Origin of the sequence: Leptolyngbya sp. KIOST-1 (assembly GCF_000763385.1) — a bacterium.
Classification (GTDB): Bacteria; Cyanobacteriota; Cyanobacteriia; order Phormidesmidales; family Phormidesmidaceae; genus Nodosilinea.
This window is the reverse complement of the sequence record NZ_JQFA01000002.1, coordinates 908,161-930,840: the sequence shown is the minus strand read 5'-3', so window position 1 is coordinate 930,840 and position 22,680 is coordinate 908,161. Positions and strand designations below refer to the sequence as shown.

Below are 22,680 nucleotides of genomic sequence, written 5' to 3'. Positions count from 1 at the left end.
ATCGCACCCTTCCCGAAACTAACCCCTACTGCGCCCGGTAGCTATCAATGGCCTGACGCACCATCGCCTGGGCCTCCCTCGCGTCGCCAAAGCCGCGCAGCTCGATCACATCGCTACCCTGGGGCAGGCGCTTGTAGACCGCAAAAAACTCCTCCATCCGCTCCAACTCCATGGCGGGCATATCGCTGATGTCGCGAATATGGCACTGGTCTGTTAAGAGGAGATACATTGAAACCCTCTCAGGCAGAGAAGTTCCTGGGTGGATAGCAAGCGACTACACAAGCCGATCGCCATGGCCGGAGTCGTCCGTTTGCCCAGTCCCCAGTGTGGCCTGACCCAGTTGTGGAGGATCCGCTGAACATCCAAGGTTCGTTGCAATCCATCACGAGTCTTAGCATAGAGGTTTTGACGCCGACGATAAGCGCTGCATCGCCGCCTCAGGGCGGCATTGTGAGCCTCGTTATGGTTGGCATGCACCTCGACTAGCGGGCTAACCGCGGTGTAGGGATGCTCGGGTCTCACCCACACGACCCGCCTGAGACCTTGAGTCCCTTGAAGTGACCCCCGATTTTCGGACACAAGGCTAAGAGCAGTATCCTTGTTCCACAGGAGGGGGCAACTATGAGCGCAAACCGACGACAGTACACAGCTGAATTTAAGGCCAAAGTGGTGTTGCAAATGCTAATGGGAGAGAAAACGTCAGCCGAGATTTGCCGAAGCCACAAACTCCATTCCAGCGTGCTTAATCGCTGGCGAAAGGAATTTTTAGATCACGCGACCACGATATTTGAGGCCGATTCAGGCCATGAGGCTGACCAACAACGGATTGCCGAGCTGGAGCGATTGGTGGGCCAATTGACGATGAAATTAGAGATTGCAAAAAAAGCCTCGCAGTCCTTCAATCAACTGGCCCAGCGAGGCCACAATGCTATCTTTGCTGATGCCCTGGAGTACGACTTTGGCCTGCTCGATCGCATGTACAAAGAGCACGAGCCTGGTCAGGTTCCAGTCAAAATGGAGGAACTGGCTGAGCACATTCGTAGCGCCGATGGGTTTGTGGTGGTAACGGGCGAATACAACCACTCTGTTCAGCCGGGGCTGAGCAATTTGATGGATCACTTTCTGGAAGAGTACTACTTTCGCCCGGCGGGGATTGTGTCGTACTCGGTGGGGGGATTTGGCGGGGTGCGGGCCGCTGTGCACCTGCGGGTGATGCTGGGGGAGATGGGTATGCCCACCATTTCGTCGATGTTTGCGATCTCAAAGATTACCGAGGCGATCGACGCCGATGGCAAGGCCCAGGATGAGTCATTGATCAAACGCCTGGGTTCCTTTTTAGACGAGCTGGAGTGGTACGAAGAGGCCCTCAAGCGGCAGCGCGACGAAAAGGGAAGGCCCTTTTAGACAACTTGCGAGAGGGATGGTTTTCGACTCGAACCCTTCCAAAGAGGGAGGGTAGCTCTAAATTCCTACGGAATCATGAAAATTGTGGGCAATGAGAAGGTTGCGCCCAGGCTGGCCGAGCAGAGGTAGTGAATGTTGGGAGCAGCGGCGATCGCCCCTTGCAGCGCGGCCATTAGCACCCCGTGCTCGGCCCCGTAATACACGGCATCGGTGCCCAGGTCGGTGGGTAAAAACTGCACCACCCGACCGTAGTCCCCGTCGGAGAGCTGCACTTTGTCAAAGTGGCAAATGTGCGGCCCGATCTGGGGCCACAGCCCCAGGCCCTTAAAAATATCGGCTGAGGTCAGTGAAAAGGCGTAGGCCCGCTGCCGGGAAGCGGCCCCCGCGTTTTTCACGACTTGTTGGCTTTGGCAGTAAGGACAATCCATCATGCTGAAGTAGTTACACTACAGTCATTCTACCTATCAACGCCTAGCAGACCAGTGCCGCGAATATCGCTGTAGGTGGGGTCGATACTGGGGGCGGGCACCGCCACAATTTTGTCGTCTACCTCGCCGCCGTCGATCATCCGCAAAATGCCCACGGGCCGCACCAAAATAATGCTGCCCGGCGTAATCGGCACGCGGGTGTAGACCAGCACATCGAGGGGGTCACCATCGCCCCCCGCCGACTGCGAAATCGAGCCATAGTTGGCAGGGTACTGTACCGGCATCGACTGAAAGCGATCGACAATCACATGGCCGGTGGTGGCGTCAATTTCATACTTGGTAAAGCTGCCCGCCGGAATCTCGATCGCCGCAAAGATTTCCTCCGGGTAGTTCTCCGACTGGGGATAGTCAAAGGGATGCACCCACTGGGCGATCGCCGCCCCCGCCGAGGCCAGGGTAAACAGAGCTGCTAGCACCGTTGTTTTTAGTTTCATCGTTCACTCCGCTTGTCAATATTAGCCATAGACCAAGCTGAGTAAACCACAGTGGGGCTATAGCCCCGTTAAGCCACCATTAACGGGATATTAACGACTGGGCCGGGGCGGCGGCGGGCAACAGATCTTGCAGGTCGGGGTGGTGGCGATACTGCGCCACCAGATTCGGGGCGTCCCCCCGGCGCACCGCGTCGCGCACCGCCTGCCACTGGCGGTGACGCACCAACACCTTCGCCGCCAGCAGCGGCACCCCCAAAATGCGGGAGAGCAAAATCCGGTGCTTGCCGTCGTTGTTGCGGATGATCTCGCCCTGGCGGCCAATATTCACCAAAAAGTGGGTATAGGGCAGGGTGAGCTGCCGGGCCTGGCTGGGGTCGGCGTAGTAGCCCTCGGTTTTGAGCCGATCGTAGAGCCGGTCGAGGTAGTCGCAGCGGGCCACCACGTCGGCGGGGGTGTGGCAGCGGTTGCCCCAGGCGGGCCGTCCCTGGGCAATTTTGCGGTAGGCGCTCTGGATATAGTCGATGTCTTGCCAGGCTTTGCCCTGCTGGTAGCGATCGCACAGCACCCGCCACAGGTGGTAGTCCTCAAAGGATTGCACCGCCTGGTCCCAGTCGCCATCGAGCACCAGGCCCGCGTGCCAGCGCCGCCGCAGGCTAGAGAACCGCCCCAGAGGGCCAGTGTCGAGCCAGGGAAGGGCGATCGGCCCGCTCCAACGCCGCTGCATGGCGGTGATCTGCGCCGGGGGAATGGAGATGATCTTGAAGGGGTCGGCATCGGTGTAGCGATGGGGGGCCGCTCGCCTCAGCCAGGGCAGCAGCCCGCGCCGGGTGGCCACGGTGGCATCTTTGATCCAAACCTGGCGTTTGCCCCGCAAGCCCATCCAGCCCTCCCGTGGGTATCTATATATTTCGACCCCAGGGGTGCGCTAATGTTTCTGAACATGACACATTTTCTTCCCCAGCGCCCCTATGTCCTCGATCGCCCTTGAGATTGCGTTGATTTTGCTGCTGATTGTGGCCAATGGGCTGTTCTCGGGTTCTGAGATTGCGGTGGTCTCGGCCCGCAAGGTGCGCCTGGAGCAGCGGCTGGAGCAGGGCGATCGCAGAGCCCGCGAGGCGCTGCGGCTGGTCAATGCCCCCAACAACTTTTTGGCGACGGTGCAGATCGGCATCACGCTGATCGGTATTCTCAGCGGTGCCGTCGGCGGGGCCACCGTCGCCCAGCGCCTGCGCCCCTTTTTCGATCAGGTTCCAGCCCTGCAACCCTACAGCGAAGGCCTCAGCGTCGCCCTGGTGGTGTCGGCCATCACCTACCTGTCCCTGGTGATTGGCGAACTGGTACCCAAGCGCATCGCCCTCAACAATCCCGAAAAGCTGGCCTGTCTGGTGGCGTCGCCCATGCGCACCCTGGCGCGGGTGACCGCTCCCCTGGTGCACCTGCTGGGGGTCTCCACCGATGCCCTGCTCAAGCTGCTGGGCATTCAGGCCGCCAACGAGCCCGACATCACCGAGGAAGAGATCCGGGTGCTGATTCGCCAGGGGGCCGAATCGGGGATGTTTGAGGAGGCTGAGCAGGAGATGGTGGAGCGGGTGTTTCGCCTGGGCGATCGCCCCCTGCGCGCCATCATGACCCCTCGCACCGAGATCACCTGGCTCAATACCGAGACGCCCCTGGCCGACAATCTGAAAAAAGTCAGCGACAGCCATCACTCGCGCTTTCCGGTGGGCCGGGGCAGCCTCGACGACTGCCTCGGCGTGGTGCGCGGTAGCCACCTGCTAGCGGCTCACCTGGCCGGGCAACCCATTGATCTAGAGGCCATGGCCCAGCCCCCCCTCTACCTCTCTGAGACGATTCGAGCCCTGAAGGTGATCGAGCAATTTAAGCAAACCGGCGTCCACATTGCCCTGGTCACCGATGAGTATGGTGGCATTGAGGGAGTGGTCACCCTCAACGACCTGATGGAGGCGATCGTCGGGGACCTGCCCTCCCTCGAAGATCAAGAAGAACCCCAGATCATCCAGCGAGACGACGGCACCTGGCTGCTGGATGGCGCCCTGGACATCCACGAATTCAAGGACCATTTCGATCAGAAAAAACTGCCCGACGAGGCGACCGGCAACTTCCACACCCTGGGGGGGTTCGTGGTTTACACCCTGGGCCACATACCCCAATCGGGTGACTCCTTTGAGGCGGGCGGGCTGCGGTTTGAGGTGATGGATATGGACGGCCCCCGGGTGGACAAGGTGTTGGTCACTCCTCTGCCGCCTGCTTCGTCACCCCCCACGGCCTCACCCTATCGCTAGGGGACAGCTCCGCAGGCGGTCTGATGACGCTCCGGCGATGGAGCATTGCAGCGGCTTTTAAGGCGGATAACCATCCCAGCAACAGCAATAGGTGTCGCAGATGGTTCCCATGGCTCCAGCGCAGTGCCGCAGCCACCGCATCAGAGGCGGCCAGGTGATCGGCCATCAGGTGAAGCATCTGGGGCAGAAAGTAGCCAAAGGTAAACAGGCGCTCAACCAGGATCAGCCCCACCGCCCCAAGCCACCAGCGGCGGAGTCGGCCTCGCTGAGCCCAGGCTACAAACCCGTTGGCCAGGGTTAGCAACGTTAGCGGCACTGTGGTCACATAGACCCAAAAGCGCAGACCCGTATTCGTGGCCCGGGCCGCTTCGGCCTGCCACTGATAGCTCCCATCAGGCAGCCTCACCAACCTTTGACCGGACTCACCACCGGGGCAATCACCGGGCTGGGGGATCGGTTGTCGCGGGTGCATCCCAGTTATGCAATGAGTACTAATGCTTATCCTCATGAGACGGCATCAGCGCTACGGTGAGAGCATCGTGTTCTTCACCGCTCAGCCCTATGGATGAATGCAAACAAGCCCGGCTCAAGGCGCTCACCGACGAGTTAGCGGCCTTGCTATACGAGGAGACTGACCCCGAAGCAGTGAAGACTCTGGAGGGCATCGAAACCGCCATCCGTGGTCATTTGCTGGAGCATGTAGGGCCAGCCCTCGGCCATTTTTTATCCGCACAAGCAGCGGCACAACCCGGGGGCGACAGCGAAACGTCACCAGCATCATTGGCCGATTAAGCCTCAGTGAGCAGCAGGGGCATCGGCTCGGTCTCAAAGCCCGCACCCAATGGAGTCCTCACCTAGAGCGGTGTTGCTTGCTGCTGAGTGCTAACGAGGCCTACGCGCATGCCGCCGAGGATATTACCGTGCTCACCGGGATAGCGGTCTCCAAGAGCACTCAGCAGCGCTTGGTGCACCGCCAGGAGTTTCCAGATGAGCAAGTCGATGGCGGAGTCAAAGAGATGAGCCTCGATGGGGGTAAGGTGCGCTTACGACCCCCTAAAGGCCAACCGAGTGAGTGGCGTGACTACAAGGCGGTCAACCTTCACCAGGGCTGCGTTGCCGCATTCTTCAAGGCCAATGATGCGCTGGTGGCCTGGGTGAACCAGCAACCGTTAGCGTCACCGCTGGTGTGCTTGGGCGATGGCCACGACGGGATTTGGAACCTGGTTGCCCAGATCGAGCCGTCGGTGCAGCGGCTTGAGATTCTAGACTGGTACCATCTCATGGAGAATCTGGGCAAGGTCGGTGGCTCACAGCAGCGGTTGGACGCTGTAGAGGCGTGACTCTGGCGCGGAGATGTCGAGGCCGCAGTGCGGCAGTTTGAGGGTTGGTCCCATGAGCGAGTGGACCGATTTATCGCGTATTTGAGCAAACATCGGCACCGTATCGTCAACTATGCCTACTACCACGCTGAGGGCATCTCTGTGGGCTCGGGCGAGATCGAGTCAACCGTCAAACAAATTGGGCGGCGCATCAAGATTTCAGGGGCTCAGTGGGCCGAAGACAATGTGCAACAAGTCCTGCGACACCGATGCGCCTATCTGAATCGTTGCTTCTCATGATGAGTCTTGCAAGACTGGGATGCACCCAGTCACTCTTTTGTGTCTCTGACTGATGAACGCTTTTGCTGCGCCATAACCGGGCTGGGAACCGACATTCCGCAGGTTGACAGGAGTTAATTTAGGAGATAGTACCGGCAGGCCGGGAAGCCCATAAGGCGAACGATTTTGTTGCGTTCTTCTGAGAGGTTGCTGACCTGCTGAGAAGAGCCGATAGAGACCAAGTGAATGGCCTGAAACTTCTGCAAAATCCAGCGAAAGGTCGGATTGCGAGTGGGGCGCTGCTTTTGGTCGAGCACCGTGTCATCGGCTTGGGCGAGCTGCGCTCTGAGTTTGCGCTGGCCAAGACTGTAGACCAGCAGCGTCAAGGCCATGACGAGGGCGAGGGCCTCAACCCGCTGCGGTTTTTTGACAAAGACACTGCTGGTGAAGAAGAGGGGGTCTTTGAGAAAGCGAAAGCCGCGCTCAACGTGCTGCTGAGCTTTGTACTCTTGCAGCAGGCGCTGGGCCGGGTAGGTGTCGTCATCCAGGACGTTGGTAGCCAGAATGAAGCGACGATAGCGCTGTTGGCACTGGGCCTCATACTCAGCGGTGCGTTCCAGGGTCGCCTGCCATTGATAGCCTAACGTCGGTGAGTCTGAGGGTTGAGAGCGCTTGGGCCGACCGGGGGGACGCTTAGCAGCGACCGAGACCAGCGCCACCTGAGTCAGGGTGTAGCCGGTGAGGGAGTCTTGAAAGCGCAGGAGTGCATCCATGGCATCGGGCTTACAGGCAAACACCTGGCTACAGAGTTGGCGCAACGACCGTTGCAGCCCCTTTTCCTGCTTTTCGAGGGGTTTGAGCCAATCCTCTGACTCGCGTCGGTGCGGGCTTTCCACCAGAATCCAGCGCTGTTCCACCCCAGCGTAGCGCTGCCGTTGTTCCCACAGCCGATAGCCGTCGAGGTCACAGGGCCTCTCGCTCAGCGAATCGGGGGCGCTATCCACCAGGGTTTGAGCCGCTTTGAGGGTTTGTGGCACTCGGCTCAACCAGGGCAAACTCCCCACCTGCTGGAGGTTGGGTTCACTGTAGAACGCCGCATCGGCCACCATCAAAGCGGGCGTCTGCCACTGCTAGATCTGACCGTAGAAACAGTCAAAGCTCTGCCGGTTTGGGATCAGTTTAGATAGCATCGGGCTAGATAAATAGATGGTAGAAGGCGTATCCATACCACCGCGTCCCGGCTACACCCTGCCGGTGTTTGCCTGTGCCGGGGCGATCGCCGCCCTGCGGCACCTGCTCAACCCAGGCGATCGCCCCCACTCATCCATTGGCCAGCGGGCAGGGGACACCAGTGACCCGGCCTTTCTGCGCAATTGGGACTTTCGCTCGGCCTCGGCGGATGTGGCCGAGTCGGCGGGCAAAATGCTCTATGCCGACTACGTGGAGTCGGGCACCTACCCCGTGATCATGGCCAACAAGTTTGGCGGCGTGATTTTCCACGAAGCCTGCGGCCACCTGCTGGGCATCCCCCGCGAGGCGCGGGAGCCCTCGGCGATCTGGTAGGCCCGCAGGGCGTAGGTGACGCCGCGATCGCTGAAGAACAGCAGGTAGTCGTGGGTGTAGCAGGTGATGAAGTGCTGCACGCCATCGTCTTCCTTCATTTTGGCCCCGGCCTTGCCCCGAGTGGCGCGGCTCTGGGCCTCAAAGGTGGCCACGGGCATGCGTTTGATATAGCCCTGGTCGGTGACCAGAATCACCACCTGCTCGTTGGCGATCAGCGAAATGTCGGTGAGCTCCGCATCGTCCATTTCGATCACGGTGCGACGGGGGTCGTCGTGCCGGGCCTTGAGCTCGCCCAGCTCGGTGGTGATGATGTCGAGAATGCGCTCGCGTCGGGCCAAGATGTCTTGCAGGTCGGCGATCTGGGCCACCAGCTCCTCATGCTCTCTCTGGATCTTGTCGGCCTCCAGGGCGGTGAGGCGGCGCAGCTGCATTTGCAGAATGGCGTCGGCCTGGAGTTCGGAAAGGCCGTAGGTGTCCATCAGCTCCTGCTTGGCGGCGGGGGTGTCGGCGGCTCCGCGAATCAGGGCGATGATGGCGTCGAGGTTGGCCAGGGCAATCAGGTAGCCCTGGAGAATGTGGTCACGCTCCTGGGCCTTGCGCAGCTCGTACTGGGTGCGGCGGGTAATGGTCTCTTCGCGAAACTCGAGAAACACCTCAAGCATGCGCTTGAGGCCGAGCAGCTGTGGTTCGCCGTTGACCAGGGCCAGCATGTTCGATGGCCTAGAGTTATGTCATCAACTGTGGCCAAAAGCCCGGTATATCAAGCCTTGCCACGCCCGACCCAAAAGACAGGCTAGGGGCTATAACCCTTGATTTGAGCGTTTAGCAGCTAATTGATGATAGCCCTAGGATTTGGCCATCCGAAGGTTAGCTCTGATCATTATCCTATTGATTGGAGAAGGCGTACTGCCAGATGTTAAGGAATGTAGTGTTAGCGGCGCAGGTGGTGGAGGCGACCGTTCTTGATCTGCACTACGGGGTGGTTGGAGATTCGCACCAGATGCTCGTCGTGGGTGGTGACGATGACGGTAATGCCAATGGAGTTAAGCTTTTTCAGGATTTTGATCACCTGCAGGGAGTTGTCGGCGTCCAGGTTGCCCGTGGGTTCGTCGGCCAGCAGTAGGGGTGGGGTGTTGACCACGGCGCGAGCGATACTCACGCGCTGCTGTTCGCCGCCGGACAGCTCATCGGGGAAGCACTGGGCCTTGCCCTGCAAACCCACCATTTTGAGCGTAGGCCAGAGGCGACGGTGAATTTCTTTGCGGCTAAACCCCTGGGCCCAGAGTACGAAGGCTACGCGCTTGGGCCGACCGGGGGGACGCTTAGCAGCGACCGAGACCAGCGCCACCTGAGTCAGGGTGTAGCCGGTGAGGGAGTCTTGAAAGCGCAGGAGTGCATCCCTGGCATCGGGCTTACAGGCAAACACCTGGCTACAGAGTTGGCGCAACGACCGTTGCAGCCCCTTTTCCTGCTTTTCGAGGGGTTTGAGCCAATCCTCTGACTCGCGTCGGTGCGGGCTTTCCACCAGAATCCAGCGCTGTTCCACCCCAGCGTAGCGCTGCCGTTGTTCCCACAGCCGATAGCCGTCGAGGTCACAGGGCCTCTCGCTCAGCGAATCGGGGGCGCTATCCACCAGGGTTTGAGCCGCTTTGAGGGTTTGTGGCACTCGGCTCAACCAGGGCAAACTCCCCACCTGCTGGAGGTTGGGTTCACTGTAGAACGCCGCATCGGCCACCATCAAAGCGGGCGTCTGCCACTGCTCGGCAAAGGCTCGCATCAGCCCTGCAAAGGTTTGGCTATCGGTCTCATTGCCACTGCCGACCTTGAACCACACCGGTACACCGCCGTCGGCACTACAGATCAAGTTGACCAAAAACTGTTTCAACTCGGGCCGGTGGTCTCGCGAATAGCCCCGACAGATCTCAATCGCTTGAGGGGCTTCAGCCTCTGATGCGCCTTCAGCCCTAGCTACGGTGGGATACTCCCCATCGAGAGCAAAGGAGGTCGAGTCTAGATGGCACTGGGAGACATTCACCCCAAAGCGGCGTGCCGCCTGCATCGCCACGTTGAGGAAAAATAGCGTCGTCCCGTACTCAAACAGCTGATCTAGCACGCGGCCCAGACGGTCATCGTTCAGGTGCGCTGCTGTAATACCGGCGCCCAGCAGGTGCTCGACCGGTTTGCCCTCAAAAAACTCGCTAAACAGGTACAGCGGCGCGCTGACAAACCCCAATCCATTGAGTATCATCGCTTTCACCACTTGCCCTGGGCTGATGTGGTTCAACGGATGGGGCGGTAGAAGCTCGTCGGTTAGCTCGACCAGCCCGATCTCATCGACTAAGGCGGCCACTAATCCTAAGTGATCTAGATTCTCTATCTCCAAGACGCGATCCCATGGCTTGCCCTGAGCTTACCTCAGCCCCGCCAAATATTCTTTTTGTCAACCTGCGGAATGTCGGTGGGAAGTATTGATTTCGTAGTTCCAAGCAATCAGTGAGAGCAAGCTCTATGGCCAGCCACCAGCTCAACTCGCTTGAACTCAGCCAACGGTTCAAGAAACCACTGATGATCTCCAGTCGTCAAATGAATTGGAATGGCATTTTGGTGGAGCAGTGTCAAAGTCCTGCTTCAACCTATGAGGTAGAACTCCCAGCCCTTTCAGACCACTGGCTAAGCTTACACCTAGGGAATCCTACTCATATAATTCAAAAACGGGACGATCGACAGCATGAATCGATCCTTCAGGAAGGGGACAATCTCTTTATTCCAGCTGGACAGCCAAGCTACTGGTGTCAAGATAAAAGTGGTATCACCTGCTCTCCACTATTCATTTGCTTAAAACCAGAACTGATTCAACAGGTTGCTGAAGCCTCTGATATGGATTCAAGCCGGTTCGAGTTCATACATTGTTTTGGTCAGCAAGATCTTCAACTTCACCAGATTGGCATGCTGATATTGGCTGAGTTGCGATCGCATGGGATGATGGGGAAACTTTATGTCGAATCACTCACTCAAATTTTAGTGATTCATTTACTGCGGAACTATTCAAACCTAACGAAACCGACTGGTTGACTGACAAAACTAATCGGCGACATAGCAGTACGTGTGTATTTTGAATTCGATTCGATAGGTGCGTTGCTCATGCTGTTTCCGAGACGCCATGGCGGGTTCGGGATCGCGGTTATGGGTGAAACGAACCTGACGAATGAGCCGCCAACTGTTTTCTAAGGCCGCCTTTGGTGCGTTGCTCATGCTGTTTCCGAGACGCCATGGCGGGTTCGGGATCGCGGTTATGGGTGAAACGAACCTGACGAATGAGCCGCCAACTGTTTTCTAAGGCCGCCTTCACCCAATCCCACCCAATGCGAAAGTAACTATTGCCGCGAAACCAATGAGGGTCGACCCAGCGACGTTGGCCAGCAGCAACGACCTCGACACCTTGGGCCGTGACATAGAGGGTAGCGATGGCCAAGAGGAACCAGAGCCGCGAGAGGGCGCAGAGGTCGCGAATTTCGGATTTCTGGAGATTCCAACCGTTGGATTGGTCATCGAGGAACGCCTCCTCAATGTCGAAGCGCAACCCGTATTCCTCGAAGGTATGGAGGCCGGTAGGTTCGTCGCTGACGATGGCCCAAAACTCGCCATTGATGCTGTTATAGCCAAAGGCAATATGCACGGGGCCGTACCACTCCCCTTTGTGGAGCTTAACGGTGTGCCAACAGAGCGCCTCTCCCCGCTGAAGGTGAATGTCCTTCAATTGGCACCACCCGTGACCGGCCCGCCAAATCCAGGTGTTGCGCTTGATCCGGATCCGGTAATGCCAGTCTAATTGAGTCGTGATAGCGGTCATAGCCTCGGTGTGAATGAAGCCCCGGTCAGCCAGTACGACCACTTTCACCCCCTGGGGCAATCGATTGGCGGCTTGATGGAGCATTTCCTGATACTCGCTGAAGGCAACCGAGGCACTGCGGTGCCGGAGCACCCGCCAGACCACAGGCAATGCTCGGCCTCGATGCACCACCGACAGGCGGATTAAGCAATACTCATCCCAAAACAGCGAGGTGTCCAAACTCAGGTACAAACAGTCCTCACCCCAATCGGCTAACGCCGCCTGGATCAACGGTTGGTACAAGCGGTGGACGTTCAGACGACTATTGTGTAACCAGCGGCTCAAACGGCGTTGTTTGCTTTGCGCCTGCACCCCTCGACACGGCACATAGGGTAACCACCGCGTCAGGCTGACCTCTCCTCGTTGGAGCAGGGCCACCACCATCCAGAGGCAGGTCGTCAAATGGGCTCGATGTGCCCAAGGCACTGATTGACCCAGCCAGGCGTTCAAGGCATTGTAGAGAGGGGAGTTTTTTTCACAGCGTTTACGCTTTTGAGTGGTATCTAAGCTTAGAACGCTGACTCCCCCTTGACCTCTTCAATCTCCGAAACCACCGCTTAGCAGGCCTCTCCGTCGCCTAAATTCAACTTTTGTCAGTCAACCAGAGTTTGGCCATAAACTCCCGGGCGTTACCCAGGGAGCAGCCCGTAATCCGGGCAATCTCGGCGGCCCCTTGATAGCCCCCAGCGGTGAGGGCAAACAGCTGCAGCTGCCCCCGCTGATAGAGCCACACCTCGGGCACCTGGTAGGCGGCGTAATCTTCGACGGCGGTGTAGGAGGTGATGTCGATCTCGATCACTAGATCGGGGGGAGGCTCAGCGTCCCACCGGATGCGGTCTTTGCCCACCGCCGCCGCCCAGTTGTCGATGTAAAAGCAGTAGTCTGGCTCGATCCCGCTGGTCTCAGGCAGCTCCATGGTGATTGGGGTGAAAGCTTCGTAATTGCGCCCGACGCTGTCCAGCAGAGCTTTGACAATGTCGGCAAGCAGGCTGGCCTCCCGACCGTGGCGGGGCATGGGGCTCATGAGCAAAATCTCGCCGCTACGGTATTTGACCCGAGGGATAGAGCTATTCCCCCGGCTGTGACAGAGGGTCTGGTAGTCCTGCCAGGTGCCCGGCATACGCACCACCGTGCCCGGCGGTAGCTGGATGGTGTCGCGGGAAATAACGGCGTACATGGGTAGACCCCCTGGTGGTCTGGGGACTGCTCTTTCTGCCCCTGCTGGTGGCCCGTCCGATTTTGGTTGTCGGGCTGGCGATCGCCAATCGCGGCTCTCTAGCGCTGCCCCAGCCTATTGCCCTGGGGCTGGGGTTGGCGCTGCTAATTCCGGCCCTCTACACCCTCTGGTCAGTGGCACGCTACTTTGGCATTCCCCGCGCCATTGGCGGCGACCACTTTCGATCGCACTACCGGACCATGCCGCTGGTACAGCAGGGAGCCTTTGCCTGGAGCGGCAATGCCATGTATGTCTTTGCCTTTCTGGGCCTGTGGGCGATCGCTCTGTTGATCGGGTCTCAGGCGGCCCTGGCGGTGGCCCTGTTTCAACACGCCTACGTCTGGGTGCACTTCTACTGCACAGAAGCCCCGGATATGGACCTGTTGTATGGTCAGGATTAGGCATTGCCCACCGTTGGGGAAACTCCTTTCAACCGCCGATCCGAACCTCGCCATTGCCCTGGCTAGCCTTGATTTCTGATAGATCATGGGGCCAGAATAGATCTATAGCCACGGTGAACCCTGCCCCTATGACCGCTACCACTCCTCACTTTCGCTCTCCGGTCTCCGCCGATCGCCCGGCGGATCTACGCTCTGAACTGGCGGTCGATGTGGCCATTGTCGGCGGCGGCATTGTGGGGCTGACTCTGGCGGCAACGCTGGCCCCCAGCGGCCTGCAGGTGGCGGTGATCGAAGCCCAAACGGCGGCGGGGGCCGCTTCCCGGCAGCGGGCCTACGCCTTTTCACTGACCTCAGCCGATATTTTTAAGGGCCTGGGGCTGTGGCCCCAGATCGGGCCGCACATTTGCCACTTTGACAAAGTGCAGCTCTCCGACGGGGACTACGGTCGGGTGGTGCAGTTTTTACCCACCGACCTGGGCACCGATGCCGTGTATTACGGGGCCGAGCACGGGGTGCTAATGGCCGCGCTGCAAGGGGCGATCGCCGCTGCTCCCAACATTCACTACCTCTGCTCGGCCAGCCTGGGCGCAACCTTCTCATTGCCCACAATTTTCATGATTCCGTAGGAATTTAGAGCTACCCTCCCTCTTTGGAAGGGTTCGAGTCGAAAACCATCCCTCTCGCAAGTTGTCTAAAAGGGCCTTCCCTTTTCGTCGCGCTGCCGCTTGAGGGCCTCTTCGTACCACTCCAGCTCGTCTAAAAAGGAACCCAGGCGTTTGATCAATGACTCATCCTGGGCCTTGCCATCGGCGTCGATCGCCTCGGTAATCTTTGAGATCGCAAACATCGACGAAATGGTGGGCATACCCATCTCCCCCAGCATCACCCGCAGGTGCACAGCGGCCCGCACCCCGCCAAATCCCCCCACCGAGTACGACACAATCCCCGCCGGGCGAAAGTAGTACTCTTCCAGAAAGTGATCCATCAAATTGCTCAGCCCCGGCTGAACAGAGTGGTTGTATTCGCCCGTTACCACCACAAACCCATCGGCGCTACGAATGTGCTCAGCCAGTTCCTCCATTTTGACTGGAACCTGACCAGGCTCGTGCTCTTTGTACATGCGATCGAGCAGGCCAAAGTCGTACTCCAGGGCATCAGCAAAGATAGCATTGTGGCCTCGCTGGGCCAGTTGATTGAAGGACTGCGAGGCTTTTTTTGCAATCTCTAATTTCATCGTCAATTGGCCCACCAATCGCTCCAGCTCGGCAATCCGTTGTTGGTCAGCCTCATGGCCTGAATCGGCCTCAAATATCGTGGTCGCGTGATCTAAAAATTCCTTTCGCCAGCGATTAAGCACGCTGGAATGGAGTTTGTGGCTTCGGCAAATCTCGGCTGACGTTTTCTCTCCCATTAGCATTTGCAACACCACTTTGGCCTTAAATTCAGCTGTGTACTGTCGTCGGTTTGCGCTCATAGTTGCCCCCTCCTGTGGAACAAGGATACTGCTCTTAGCCTTGTGTCCGAAAATCGGGGGTCACTTCAACCCCTTCCCTAACCCCAACGCACCAAATCCCTTTAAGCTAAACCATTGTGACCTCTCGTTTCATTCCCAACTCTCCATGAAAATTGCCACCTGGAATGTCAACTCCATTCGATCGCGCCTTGACCACGCGACCCAGTGGCTGCAAACCAACCCCGTGGACGTGCTGTGCCTGCAAGAGACCAAGGTGGTGAATGAGACGTTTCCGACCGCAGCGTTTTCGGAGCTGGGCTACACCGCCTACATCTACGGTCAAAAGTCCTACAATGGCGTGGCGCTGCTGAGCCAGCAGCCGTTGGAGAACGTGCAGTATGGCTTTGCCGCAGTTCTGGGGGCAGAGCGGGTGGGCGATCTGGATGATCAAAAGCGGGTGATTGCCGGGCTGTGGGGCGACATTTATATTGTGAATCTCTACGTGCCCAACGGCAGTTCTATCGGCAGCGAGAAGTACGAGTACAAGCTGCGCTGGCTGGCTTGTCTGAAGGAATACCTGGCGGCCCTGCTGGAAACCTACCCCAACCTCAACGTCTGCGGCGACTTCAACATTGCCCTCGAGGATAAAGACATCTACAACCCCGAGGGCAAAGACAAGCACATCATGTCGTCTCCGGTGGAGCGGGAGGCGCTGCGGGATGTACTGACCGTGGGGTTAAAGGATGGCTTTCGGTTGTTTACCGACGAGGGCGGCCACTTTAGCTGGTGGGACTACCGGGCGGCCTCCTTTCGGCGGAACATGGGCTGGCGCATTGACCACCACTACCTGTCGGCAGCCCTCGGCGATCGCGCCTTGGGCTGCACCATCGACCTCGAACCCCGCCGCTGGGAAAAACCCAGCGACCACACCCCAGTGATCATGGAATATGCCTAAAGGTTCAGGAGACGGCCCGTCAGCGCTAACTTGAAGGAGTAAGATAGGCACATTAAGCAGGTTTTCTGCGCACCGGGAGTAGCCCAAGGGCTTTGAGGTAGGGCTCATCCGCCGGACATGGACGAGCGTTTTGTCCCCGCCGGGCGGGTAATCGGTTCCCACCCGCCTGCCCCCAACCCATTTTGATCGTTGAGCGAGTCGTAGATATAGGGCTAATGGCAATACTACACGTCAGTTGGGTTCCCCAGGCGCAGCAGTTTTTTCTCTGGGCTGAAGCCTGGCAGCCGCTGCCAGCGGAGGGTTTAGCCCCGTGGGAGGGACTGCATCTCCACCCCTACGCCCTGGGGCAAACCGACCTGGCGCAGGTATTGAGCGGTATGCAAAAACAGCTGGTGGGGCGCGGGGCCGCAGCGACTGGGGGGCTGTTTCCAGAGGCGCTGACGGAAGCTGCGATCGCGGCGGGGAAAGGCGCAACCAAGGCAGTCGGCGGCAGTCGGCGATCGCGGTCGGGCAAGTCGAATGCTCGAAGGGACTCTGCCCCCACCTGGGGGGAGCTGGCCCTACCGCTTCCGGCTCGATTGCTGGACACCGCCCTGGCGCCGGTACACTCCGCCAAATTAGATATCCCAATGCAGGCGGCCCCCGATGGCAATACCGTCCTCCATCCCTGGCGAGTGCAGGGGTGGCAGCTCGGAATTGCCGATTTTCTGCCCATTCTGCTGGCTCTGCCCCTGGGGCAGCACACCCTGACTGGCCCTGGCGAAATTGGGGCCGACCTGCGCTACTGGGGCCACATTGCCCGCTGGGGGCTCAATCTGCTGGCCCGAGGCAAGTTTCTCCCCGACCTGGAGCTGACCAGCCAGACCCTGGCCGCAGGCTGGCACCCCCTCCTCGACAGTGCCTCCGACCAGGAGCGGCTGCGCCACTTTGCCCAGGTCATGCCGCCGATTGGCCGTACCCATCTGCCGGCGGAAGCTAAAGGAGCGCTGCCGCTGGCCTGTGGTTTTCCCCTCCTGGATCCACAACCGCTGCTGCTGCAGTTTTTGACCGCCCTGGTTGACCACCAGGTGCGCCAGTCGGCCCAGGCCCAACCCCTCAATGGTCTAGCCAACCTGGGTAAAGAGTTGCCCCTCCAGCCCTGGCTCCAGGCCCTCAGCCAGCCGGTTGGTACCCTGGAGGCCGCCGCCGCCGCCGCCGCCCGTCTGCAGGAAGCGTTGACCACCTGGACCACGCCGCTGCAAACCCTGGCCGAAGACCCAGCCCGCCAGTTTCGCCTGCGGCTGGTGCTTTCCCCTCCCGCCACGCTCGACCAGCCCTGGCAGCTGCACTACCAGATCCAGTCTGCGGCCACCCCCGACTGGCGACTGGGGGCTGATCTGGTCTGGCAGCACCCGGTGGCCGAGCTGCACCACCAGGGCGTTGTCCTCAAAGCGCCCCAGGAAACGCTGCTGGGGGCCCTGGGCCGAGCCGCCCGCCTCTACGACCCGATTCGCGAAAGCCTCCGCCAGCAGCACCCCACCCACTGCGACCTCGACCCGATCCAGGCCTATCAGTTCATCAAAGCGACCGCCTGGCAGCTCCAGGACAACGGCGTGGAGGTCGAGTTACCGCCTGGGCTAGCCCAGGCCGCCGATGATGGCTCTGGTCGCTTGGGTCTGAAGGTCCACGCCGAGGTGCCCCCCCAGAAGCAGCGTCAGCGCCTGGGCCTCAAGAGCCTGCTCAACTTTCGCTGGGAGCTGTCGATCGCTGACGAAACCCTCTCCGCCGACGAGTTCGAGCAGCTGATCAACCAGGGCTCACCGCTGGTGGAAATCAACGGTCGCTGGGTCGAGCTGAAGCCCCAGGACGTAAAGGCGGCCCGGCAGTTTTTGGCCGGGCAGAAGACCGCCACGCCCCTGTCGGTGGAGGACGCCCTGCGGATCAGCACGGGCGACACCCAGCTGATCGACCGGCTGCCGGTGGTCAGCTTCGAGGCCACCGGAGCGCTGCAAACCCTGATCGAAACCCTCACCACCGGCAACCAGACCCTGGAGGAGATGGAGGCCCCTAGCGGCTTTAAAGGGACGTTGCGCCCCTACCAGGCGCGGGGGGTATCCTGGCTAGCCTTTTTGGAACAGTGGGGCCTGGGGGCCTGCCTGGCGGACGACATGGGTCTGGGCAAGACCATTCAGCTGATCGCCTTCTTGCTCTACCTGCAGGACAACGGCTGGCTGGAAACCCCGGTGCTGCTGGTGTGCCCTACCTCGGTGCTGGGCAACTGGGAGAAGGAGGTGAAGCGGTTTGCGCCCAAGCTCAAGGTGCTGGTGCACCACGGCGATCGCCGCCCCAAGGGGGCCAATTTTGCCAAGGCTGTGCAGGATAAGCACCTGGTGATTACCAGCTACGCCCTGATCTACCGCGACCTGAAGCCGCTGCAGTCGGTCAACTGGCAGTGCCTGGTGCTGGACGAAGCCCAGAACATCAAGAACGCCGACGCCAAACAGTCGAAGGCGGCCCGCCAAATCGAGGCCCAGTTTCGCGTGGCGCTGACCGGCACCCCGGTAGAAAACCGCCTGGGGGAACTTTGGTCGATCATGGACTTTCTCAACCCCGGCTACCTGGGGCCGAAAAACTTCTTCCAGCGCCGCTTTGCCACCCCGATTGAGCGCTATGGCGATACGGCGTCCTTGCGGGCGCTCAAGGGGCTGGTGCAGCCGTTTATTCTGCGCCGCCTCAAGACCGATCGCAGCATCATCCAGGATCTGCCCGACAAGCAGGAGATGAGCGTCTACTGCGGCCTTTCGGCAGAACAGGCCAACCTCTACCAGCAGACCGTCGATGCCGCGCTCGAAACCCTCGACGAGGCCACGGGCGTCCAGCGCAAGGGGCAGATCCTGGCCCTGCTGACCAAGCTGAAGCAGATCTGCAACCACCCGGCCCAGTTTCTCCAGGAGCCCAGCCTGGGGCTGAAGGGGCGATCGGGCAAGCTCCAGCGGCTCGACGAAATGCTGGAGGAAGTCATCGCCGAGGACGATCGCGCCCTGATTTTCACCCAGTTTGCCGAGTGGGGCAAGCTGCTGAAGCGGCACCTGCAATCCTACCTGGGCCAGGAGGCGCTGTTTCTCTACGGCAGCACCACCAAAAACCAGCGGGAGGCCATGGTCGATCGCTTCCAGAACGACCCCGCCGCCCCGCGCCTGTTCATTCTCTCGCTGAAGGCCGGGGGGGTGGGCCTCAACCTCACCCGCGCCAACCACGTCTTCCACTACGATCGCTGGTGGAACCCGGCGATCGAAAACCAGGCCACCGACCGCGCCTTTCGCATCGGCCAGACCCGCAATGTGCAGGTGCATAAGTTCGTCACCACCGGCACCCTGGAGGAGCGCATCCACGAGATGATTGAAAGCAAAAAGGTGCTCTCCGAGCAGGTGGTGAGCGCGGGCGAGGGCTGGCTGACCGAGTTTGACACCGACCAGCTGCGCAACCTGCTGCTGCTCGATCGCAACGCCATCATCGACGACGACGAGTAAAACGGGGCAAGGCGGTGAGGCGTTGCTGAACACAGGTATGAATCAAAAATTCAACGCCTCTCGTACGAGATAACCTACCCCACCCCTACCCCTTCCGGTCGGGGACAGGTAGCTAGCTTTTGCAGGAAATCTCTTAACCCGAATTTAGGTTATCCTACACAATCGGCAGCAAGTTTCATTAAGACGCTCGGAATTCTGCCTGTCTGGGGCAGGGGTGCGATCGCCCCAACTTCACCACTTAACACCAATCGTCCCTGCCGCTGACCCGGTACCCCCAACGCTGAAAATCGTAGGGTGCATCCGCGCAGCGATGCACCATTTTCCTGGCAATAGCCTTGGCAATGGTGCATCGCACAACCCCGATTTAAGACCGGAGACCACCGTAGGGGCAAACGGCGTTTGCCCACCCCAGTCGAGGGCATTCAGACGACCCAAGGGGAGCCGATATCAAGCCATCGTTGTCCTCTCTTGTCGCTGCCCCATAACCCACGAAGCCCATTCCTTGTGGGAAAAACAACCGCTTCTCTTGACAATGAGTCCTGAATCAGGCTCAATGCTTATTGATATAGTTTGTCAACAAAGGTCATGGACATCACCCTGCGGCGGGTGGCATTGGGATGTCAGAGGAGACAAGGATAGGGCTTTGGGCCGTCGATGGGTTTCCGCAGAGCGCCATTTTTGGTAAACCAGGGGTTTCAGTTTCACTTTGACAGGGAAGGACTTAAGCGATGCGGAATCTCGATACGGCGGCGACAACGGAGTTGCTGAACCAGATTATGGAATTTGAGCTGGCGGGGGTGGTGCGCTACACCCACTATTCCCTGATGGTGACGGGGCCGTACCGGATCCCGATTGTGGATTTTTTCAAGGCCCAGGCGGCGGAGTCGCTGCTGCACGCCCAGGAGGCGGGGGAGATCATTACCGGGTTGGAGGGGCACCCCAGCCAGCGCATTGCCCCGATCGAAGAGACCCACCGCCACGGCGTGCGCGACCTGTTGAAGGAGAGTCTCAACCACGAGCAAAAGGCCCTGGCTATGTACAAGCAGCTGTTGGACCTGGTGGAGAACGCCAGCATTTACCTGGAAGAATACGCCCGCACCAAGATTGGCCAGGAGGAGCTGCACAACCTGGAAATCAAGAAAATGCTGCGGGACTTTAGCTAATGGTGACCCTGACTCGACCCCCCAAACCTCCAGTTCGCCCCCGGCGATCGCCCTATCGCACGCCCCTGGCCCTGGGGCTGCTGCTGCTGGGGCTGGCCCTGGTGGTGGGCCTCTCCCTCACCCAGGGCTCGGTAGCGATGAGCGGGCCGGAGCTGTGGGCGGCGCTGCTGCGCCAGGGCAATGCCACCCACCAGGTAATCCTGTGGGATCTGCGGCTGCCCCGGCTGGTGGCGGCGCTGCTGGTGGGGGCGTCGCTGGGGGTGTCGGGGGCGCTGCTCCAGGGCATGCTGCGCAACGGGTTGGCCAGCCCGTTTCTGCTGGGGATTTCCTCCGGGGCGGGGCTGGTGGTGGTGCTGGTGGTCACCCTGGGCCTGTGGCAGGTGTGGGTGCCCCTGGGGGCCTGGCTGGGGGCGATCGCCACTACGGCCCTGGTTTACCTGCTGGCCTGTAGCCGGGGCGGACTGTCCATCGAGCGGTTGATTCTCGGCGGGGTGGCCTTTAGCTCGTTCTTTGGGGCGATCCAGTCGCTGCTGCTGCTGATGGCGCGGGACGGGCGGATTCAGGCGGCGCTGAACTGGCTGATCGGCAGCTTCAACGGGCGCGGCTGGGCGGAGGTGCGGCTGGTGGGGCCTGCGATGGCGGTGGCGCTGGTGGTGGGTTGCCTGCTGGCCCGCCAGGTCAACCTGCTGAATTTGGGGGACGACCTGGCGGTGGGGCTGGGCACGTCCCTGGTGCGATCGCGCCTTTTAATCGGCGCTGCCGCCACCTTCCTGGCCGCCGGGGCCGCCAGCATTGCCGGGCTGGTGGGCTTTGTGGGGCTGATTGTGCCCCACGGGGTACGGCTGCTGGTGGGCACCGACTACCGGCTGGTGCTGCCCTTTTCCGCCCTGGGCGGGGCCCTGGTGCTGGCGGCGGCGGACCTGGCGGCCCGCGCTGGCCCGGTGGAACTGCCCGTGGGCGTGGTGACGGCCTTTTTGGGGGCACCTGTGTTCATCTGGCTGCTGTACCGCCGCAGTGCGATCGCAGGAGGACGCTGAGATGCCCCTAGAATCTCGAAACCTATCCGGCGGCTACGGCCAGAGCCCCATCGTGCAGCAGGTCAGCCTGGCGGTGGAGCCGGGGGAATGGCTCTGCCTGGTGGGAGCCAACGGCTCGGGCAAATCCACGCTGCTGCGGCTGCTCAGCCGGGTGCTCAAGCCCCAGGGGGGCCGAGTGATTCTGTCGGGGCGCGACATTCATGCCCTGTCACCTACGGTGGTGGCCCAACGGCTGGCCCTGCTGCCCCAGCAGCAAACCCTGCCCGAGGGGCTGACAGTGCAGCAGTTGGTCAGCCTGGGGCGATCGCCCCACCAACCCTGGTGGCAGTGGGATCTCGATGCCGAGGGCCAGCACCAGGTGGCCCAGGCGCTGGCCTGGACGGAGATTGAGCAATATCGCGATCGCCCCGTCACCGAACTCTCCGGCGGCGAACGCCAGCGGGCCTTTTTGGCCCTGGCCCTGGCCCAAAACCCCCAGGTGCTGCTGCTGGATGAGCCGACCACATTTTTGGACATCCACTACCAGCTCCAGCTCTTGGAACTGCTGAAGCGGCTGAACCGGAAGCGATCGCTCTCCATCATCACGGTGCTCCACGACATTAACTTGGCGGCGCGGTACTGCGATCGCATGGCCATGCTGCGCCAGGGGAAACTCTGGGCGATCGGCCCGCCCGCCCAGGTGCTCACCGCCGACAACCTGCGGGCAGTGTTCCAGGTAGAGGTGGAAATTTTCGCCACCCCCTTCGGCCAGCAAGTGTTTCCGATCGCCGCCAGCTCTGAAGATCGCAACGTTCAACTGGTAGCAACCCATGAATAGCCCAAGCCCACCATCCCCTCCTGGGAGGGGTGCCCGCAGGGCGGGGTGGGTCACGGGGACTAGGCCAACCCACCCCTGCCCCTCCCAGGAGGGGATGCAGATGCCGCCAAAGAAACCGGTTTTCTACCGCTTCTAGCGCTAATCCCTCGACTACCGCCCATAAACCCGGTTTCTGACCCACTAAGTTTCCCTTACAACCCATAACCTTCGATTTCCACTGAGGAGTGTAGACATGCTTAAGCAATTTTTATTGAGAATTTTTCTTGTTTGCAGCACACCGCTGTTGCTCGTTCTGCTCTGGGACGTGGCCCATGCAAACCCAGCAAATCCTAAAACTTCGGCTGAGCTCAATGAAGAATCTGGATTGCCTGATAACGATCAGTCCCATCAAGCAATTTCTAGCTCAGGCGAGAATGAGGCGGTCTCATCCCAAATCCCGCTCGACTACCC

21 protein-coding genes and 5 pseudogenes are annotated in these 22,680 nt (G+C 60.1%); 14 read left to right on the top strand and 12 right to left on the bottom strand.

Going from position 1 to position 22,680, the window contains the following annotated elements; translation table 11 throughout:
- Positions 1–25: 25 nt before the first annotated feature.
- Together NF78_RS04170 and NF78_RS30810 are read right to left on the bottom strand one after the other, a co-directional pair.
- Positions 26–229 (bottom strand): inorganic diphosphatase, encoded by a 204-nt coding sequence (locus tag NF78_RS04170; protein WP_035985002.1) that lies wholly within the window; start codon positions 227–229, stop codon positions 26–28.
- Positions 214–558: pseudogene (locus tag NF78_RS30810) on the bottom strand (IS1 family transposase); the annotation flags it as partial. The pseudogene NF78_RS30810 and the gene NF78_RS04170, both read right to left, overlap by 16 nt.
- A gap of 63 nt (positions 559–621) precedes the next feature.
- Between NF78_RS30810 and NF78_RS32190 the strand changes: the two are divergent.
- Positions 622–888, top strand: a pseudogene (locus NF78_RS32190) (transposase); the annotation flags it as partial.
- Complete coding sequence (locus tag NF78_RS04165) at positions 862–1,404, top strand: NADPH-dependent FMN reductase (RefSeq protein ID WP_052050579.1); 543 nt, start codon at positions 862–864, stop codon at positions 1,402–1,404. The pseudogene NF78_RS32190 and the gene NF78_RS04165, both read left to right, overlap by 27 nt.
- Positions 1,405–1,469: 65 nt before the next feature.
- Here NF78_RS04165 and NF78_RS04160 read toward each other — a convergent pair whose 3' ends face one another.
- From NF78_RS04160 to NF78_RS04150, 3 genes are all read right to left on the bottom strand, one after another.
- Entirely contained in the window at positions 1,470–1,799 is a 330-nt protein-coding gene (locus tag NF78_RS04160) for a hypothetical protein (protein ID WP_035985001.1), read from the bottom strand.
- A 62-nt stretch (positions 1,800–1,861) separates the two neighbouring features.
- Entirely contained in the window at positions 1,862–2,326 is a 465-nt protein-coding gene (locus NF78_RS04155) for an inorganic diphosphatase (RefSeq protein WP_035988662.1), read from the bottom strand.
- A 79-nt stretch (positions 2,327–2,405) separates the two neighbouring features.
- Positions 2,406–3,206 (bottom strand): hypothetical protein, encoded by an 801-nt coding sequence (locus NF78_RS04150; protein WP_035985000.1) that lies wholly within the window; start codon positions 3,204–3,206, stop codon positions 2,406–2,408.
- An 88-nt stretch (positions 3,207–3,294) separates the two neighbouring features.
- Here NF78_RS04150 and NF78_RS04145 point away from each other — a divergent pair, with 88 nt between their 5' ends.
- From NF78_RS04145 to NF78_RS04130, 3 genes and pseudogenes are all read left to right on the top strand, one after another.
- Complete coding sequence (locus NF78_RS04145; RefSeq protein WP_035984999.1) at positions 3,295–4,629, top strand: hemolysin family protein; 1,335 nt, start codon at positions 3,295–3,297, stop codon at positions 4,627–4,629.
- A gap of 109 nt (positions 4,630–4,738) precedes the next feature.
- Positions 4,739–4,930: a hypothetical protein gene (locus tag NF78_RS30805; RefSeq protein WP_156119638.1), complete on the top strand. Its 192-nt coding sequence runs from the start codon at positions 4,739–4,741 to the stop codon at positions 4,928–4,930.
- Between the two features lie 260 nt (positions 4,931–5,190).
- Positions 5,191–6,248 (top strand): annotated as a pseudogene (locus NF78_RS04130) (ISKra4 family transposase).
- A gap of 113 nt (positions 6,249–6,361) precedes the next feature.
- On the opposite strand, the gene NF78_RS04125 reads toward NF78_RS04130, so the two are convergent.
- Complete coding sequence (locus tag NF78_RS04125) at positions 6,362–7,336, bottom strand: IS1634 family transposase (protein WP_052049762.1); 975 nt, start codon at positions 7,334–7,336, stop codon at positions 6,362–6,364.
- 97 nt (positions 7,337–7,433) lie between these two features.
- Here NF78_RS04125 and NF78_RS32820 point away from each other — a divergent pair, with 97 nt between their 5' ends.
- On the top strand, positions 7,434–7,790 hold the full coding sequence (locus tag NF78_RS32820; protein ID WP_035987242.1) for a hypothetical protein: 357 nt from the start codon (positions 7,434–7,436) through the stop codon (positions 7,788–7,790).
- On the opposite strand, the gene NF78_RS04120 is transcribed toward NF78_RS32820, so the two are convergent.
- Both NF78_RS04120 and NF78_RS04115 read right to left on the bottom strand, forming a co-directional pair.
- The gene (locus NF78_RS04120; protein ID WP_035984996.1) at positions 7,682–8,500 is read right to left on the bottom strand and encodes a DNA gyrase subunit A; all 819 of its coding nucleotides are present in this window, start codon (positions 8,498–8,500) and stop codon (positions 7,682–7,684) included. The two genes, NF78_RS32820 and NF78_RS04120, sit on opposite strands and share 109 nt — an antisense overlap.
- Before the next feature lie 221 nt (positions 8,501–8,721).
- The gene (locus tag NF78_RS04115; protein WP_072015964.1) at positions 8,722–10,173 is read right to left on the bottom strand and encodes an IS1634 family transposase; all 1,452 of its coding nucleotides are present in this window, start codon (positions 10,171–10,173) and stop codon (positions 8,722–8,724) included.
- 125 nt (positions 10,174–10,298) lie between these two features.
- Between NF78_RS04115 and NF78_RS04110 the strand changes: the two genes are divergently transcribed.
- Positions 10,299–10,862 carry a hypothetical protein gene (locus NF78_RS04110; protein WP_225885225.1) on the top strand — a complete coding sequence of 188 codons (564 nt, stop codon included), beginning with the start codon at positions 10,299–10,301 and terminating at the stop codon, positions 10,860–10,862.
- A 109-nt stretch (positions 10,863–10,971) separates the two neighbouring features.
- Here the strand turns inward: NF78_RS04110 and NF78_RS04105 are convergent, their stop codons facing one another.
- Both NF78_RS04105 and NF78_RS04100 read right to left on the bottom strand, forming a co-directional pair.
- On the bottom strand, positions 10,972–11,871 hold the full coding sequence (locus NF78_RS04105) for a transposase (protein ID WP_225885224.1): 900 nt from the start codon (positions 11,869–11,871) through the stop codon (positions 10,972–10,974).
- A 391-nt stretch (positions 11,872–12,262) separates the two neighbouring features.
- Entirely contained in the window at positions 12,263–12,856 is a 594-nt protein-coding gene (locus NF78_RS04100) for a Uma2 family endonuclease (RefSeq protein WP_035984995.1), read from the bottom strand.
- Positions 12,857–12,870: 14 nt separating this feature from the next.
- Here NF78_RS04100 and NF78_RS04095 point away from each other — a divergent pair, with 14 nt between their 5' ends.
- Together NF78_RS04095 and NF78_RS04090 are read left to right on the top strand one after the other, a co-directional pair.
- Positions 12,871–13,296 (top strand): methyltransferase, encoded by a 426-nt coding sequence (locus NF78_RS04095; protein WP_052049757.1) that lies wholly within the window; start codon positions 12,871–12,873, stop codon positions 13,294–13,296.
- Between the two features lie 128 nt (positions 13,297–13,424).
- Complete coding sequence (locus NF78_RS04090) at positions 13,425–13,922, top strand: FAD-dependent oxidoreductase (RefSeq protein ID WP_225885192.1); 498 nt, start codon at positions 13,425–13,427, stop codon at positions 13,920–13,922.
- A gap of 65 nt (positions 13,923–13,987) precedes the next feature.
- Here the strand turns inward: NF78_RS04090 and NF78_RS32185 are convergent.
- Together NF78_RS32185 and NF78_RS32180 are read right to left on the bottom strand one after the other, a co-directional pair.
- Positions 13,988–14,479, bottom strand: a pseudogene (locus tag NF78_RS32185) (NADPH-dependent FMN reductase); the annotation flags it as partial.
- Between the two features lie 24 nt (positions 14,480–14,503).
- Positions 14,504–14,770 (bottom strand): annotated as a pseudogene (locus tag NF78_RS32180) (transposase); the annotation flags it as partial.
- Positions 14,771–14,915: 145 nt separating this feature from the next.
- Here NF78_RS32180 and xth point away from each other — a divergent pair.
- The 5 genes from xth to NF78_RS04060 all read left to right on the top strand — a co-directional run bounded on the left by xth (position 14,916) and on the right by NF78_RS04060 (position 22,230).
- The gene (gene xth / locus NF78_RS04080; protein WP_035984994.1) at positions 14,916–15,704 is read left to right on the top strand and encodes an exodeoxyribonuclease III; all 789 of its coding nucleotides are present in this window, start codon (positions 14,916–14,918) and stop codon (positions 15,702–15,704) included.
- Positions 15,705–15,919: 215 nt separating this feature from the next.
- The gene (locus NF78_RS04075; RefSeq protein WP_035984993.1) at positions 15,920–19,213 is read left to right on the top strand and encodes a DEAD/DEAH box helicase; all 3,294 of its coding nucleotides are present in this window, start codon (positions 15,920–15,922) and stop codon (positions 19,211–19,213) included.
- Between the two features lie 728 nt (positions 19,214–19,941).
- Positions 19,942–20,376, top strand: a complete 435-nt coding sequence (locus tag NF78_RS04070) for a ferritin-like domain-containing protein (RefSeq protein WP_035984992.1) — start codon at positions 19,942–19,944, stop codon at positions 20,374–20,376.
- Positions 20,376–21,413, top strand: coding sequence for a FecCD family ABC transporter permease (locus NF78_RS04065; protein WP_052049755.1), 1,038 nt, complete (start codon positions 20,376–20,378; stop codon positions 21,411–21,413). Before NF78_RS04070 ends, NF78_RS04065 begins: the two co-directional genes overlap by 1 nt.
- A gap of 1 nt (position 21,414) precedes the next feature.
- Positions 21,415–22,230: an ABC transporter ATP-binding protein gene (locus tag NF78_RS04060; protein WP_035984991.1), complete on the top strand. Its 816-nt coding sequence runs from the start codon at positions 21,415–21,417 to the stop codon at positions 22,228–22,230.
- The last annotated feature ends 450 nt before the right edge of the window (positions 22,231–22,680 follow it).

Bases quoted from the DNA above. Each gene is read 5' to 3' on its own strand.
- NF78_RS04170 (WP_035985002.1), bottom strand. From the start codon at position 229: ATGTATCTCCTCTTAACAGACCAGTGCCATATTCGCGACATCAGCGAT.
- NF78_RS04165 (WP_052050579.1), top strand. From the start codon at position 862: ATGAAATTAGAGATTGCAAAAAAAGCCTCGCAGTCCTTCAATCAACTG.
- NF78_RS04155 (WP_035988662.1), bottom strand. From the start codon at position 2,326: ATGAAACTAAAAACAACGGTGCTAGCAGCTCTGTTTACCCTGGCCTCG.
- NF78_RS04150 (WP_035985000.1), bottom strand. From the start codon at position 3,206: ATGGGCTTGCGGGGCAAACGCCAGGTTTGGATCAAAGATGCCACCGTG.
- NF78_RS04145 (WP_035984999.1), top strand. From the start codon at position 3,295: ATGTCCTCGATCGCCCTTGAGATTGCGTTGATTTTGCTGCTGATTGTG.
- NF78_RS30805 (WP_156119638.1), top strand. From the start codon at position 4,739: ATGGCTCCAGCGCAGTGCCGCAGCCACCGCATCAGAGGCGGCCAGGTG.
- NF78_RS04125 (WP_052049762.1), bottom strand. From the start codon at position 7,336: ATGGTGGCCGATGCGGCGTTCTACAGTGAACCCAACCTCCAGCAGGTG.
- NF78_RS32820 (WP_035987242.1), top strand. From the start codon at position 7,434: ATGGTAGAAGGCGTATCCATACCACCGCGTCCCGGCTACACCCTGCCG.
- NF78_RS04120 (WP_035984996.1), bottom strand. From the start codon at position 8,500: ATGCTGGCCCTGGTCAACGGCGAACCACAGCTGCTCGGCCTCAAGCGC.
- NF78_RS04110 (WP_225885225.1), top strand. From the start codon at position 10,299: ATGGCCAGCCACCAGCTCAACTCGCTTGAACTCAGCCAACGGTTCAAG.
- NF78_RS04100 (WP_035984995.1), bottom strand. From the start codon at position 12,856: ATGTACGCCGTTATTTCCCGCGACACCATCCAGCTACCGCCGGGCACG.
- NF78_RS04090 (WP_225885192.1), top strand. From the start codon at position 13,425: ATGACCGCTACCACTCCTCACTTTCGCTCTCCGGTCTCCGCCGATCGC.
- xth (WP_035984994.1), top strand. From the start codon at position 14,916: ATGAAAATTGCCACCTGGAATGTCAACTCCATTCGATCGCGCCTTGAC.
- NF78_RS04075 (WP_035984993.1), top strand. From the start codon at position 15,920: ATGGCAATACTACACGTCAGTTGGGTTCCCCAGGCGCAGCAGTTTTTT.
- NF78_RS04070 (WP_035984992.1), top strand. From the start codon at position 19,942: ATGCGGAATCTCGATACGGCGGCGACAACGGAGTTGCTGAACCAGATT.
- NF78_RS04065 (WP_052049755.1), top strand. From the start codon at position 20,376: ATGGTGACCCTGACTCGACCCCCCAAACCTCCAGTTCGCCCCCGGCGA.
- NF78_RS04060 (WP_035984991.1), top strand. From the start codon at position 21,415: ATGCCCCTAGAATCTCGAAACCTATCCGGCGGCTACGGCCAGAGCCCC.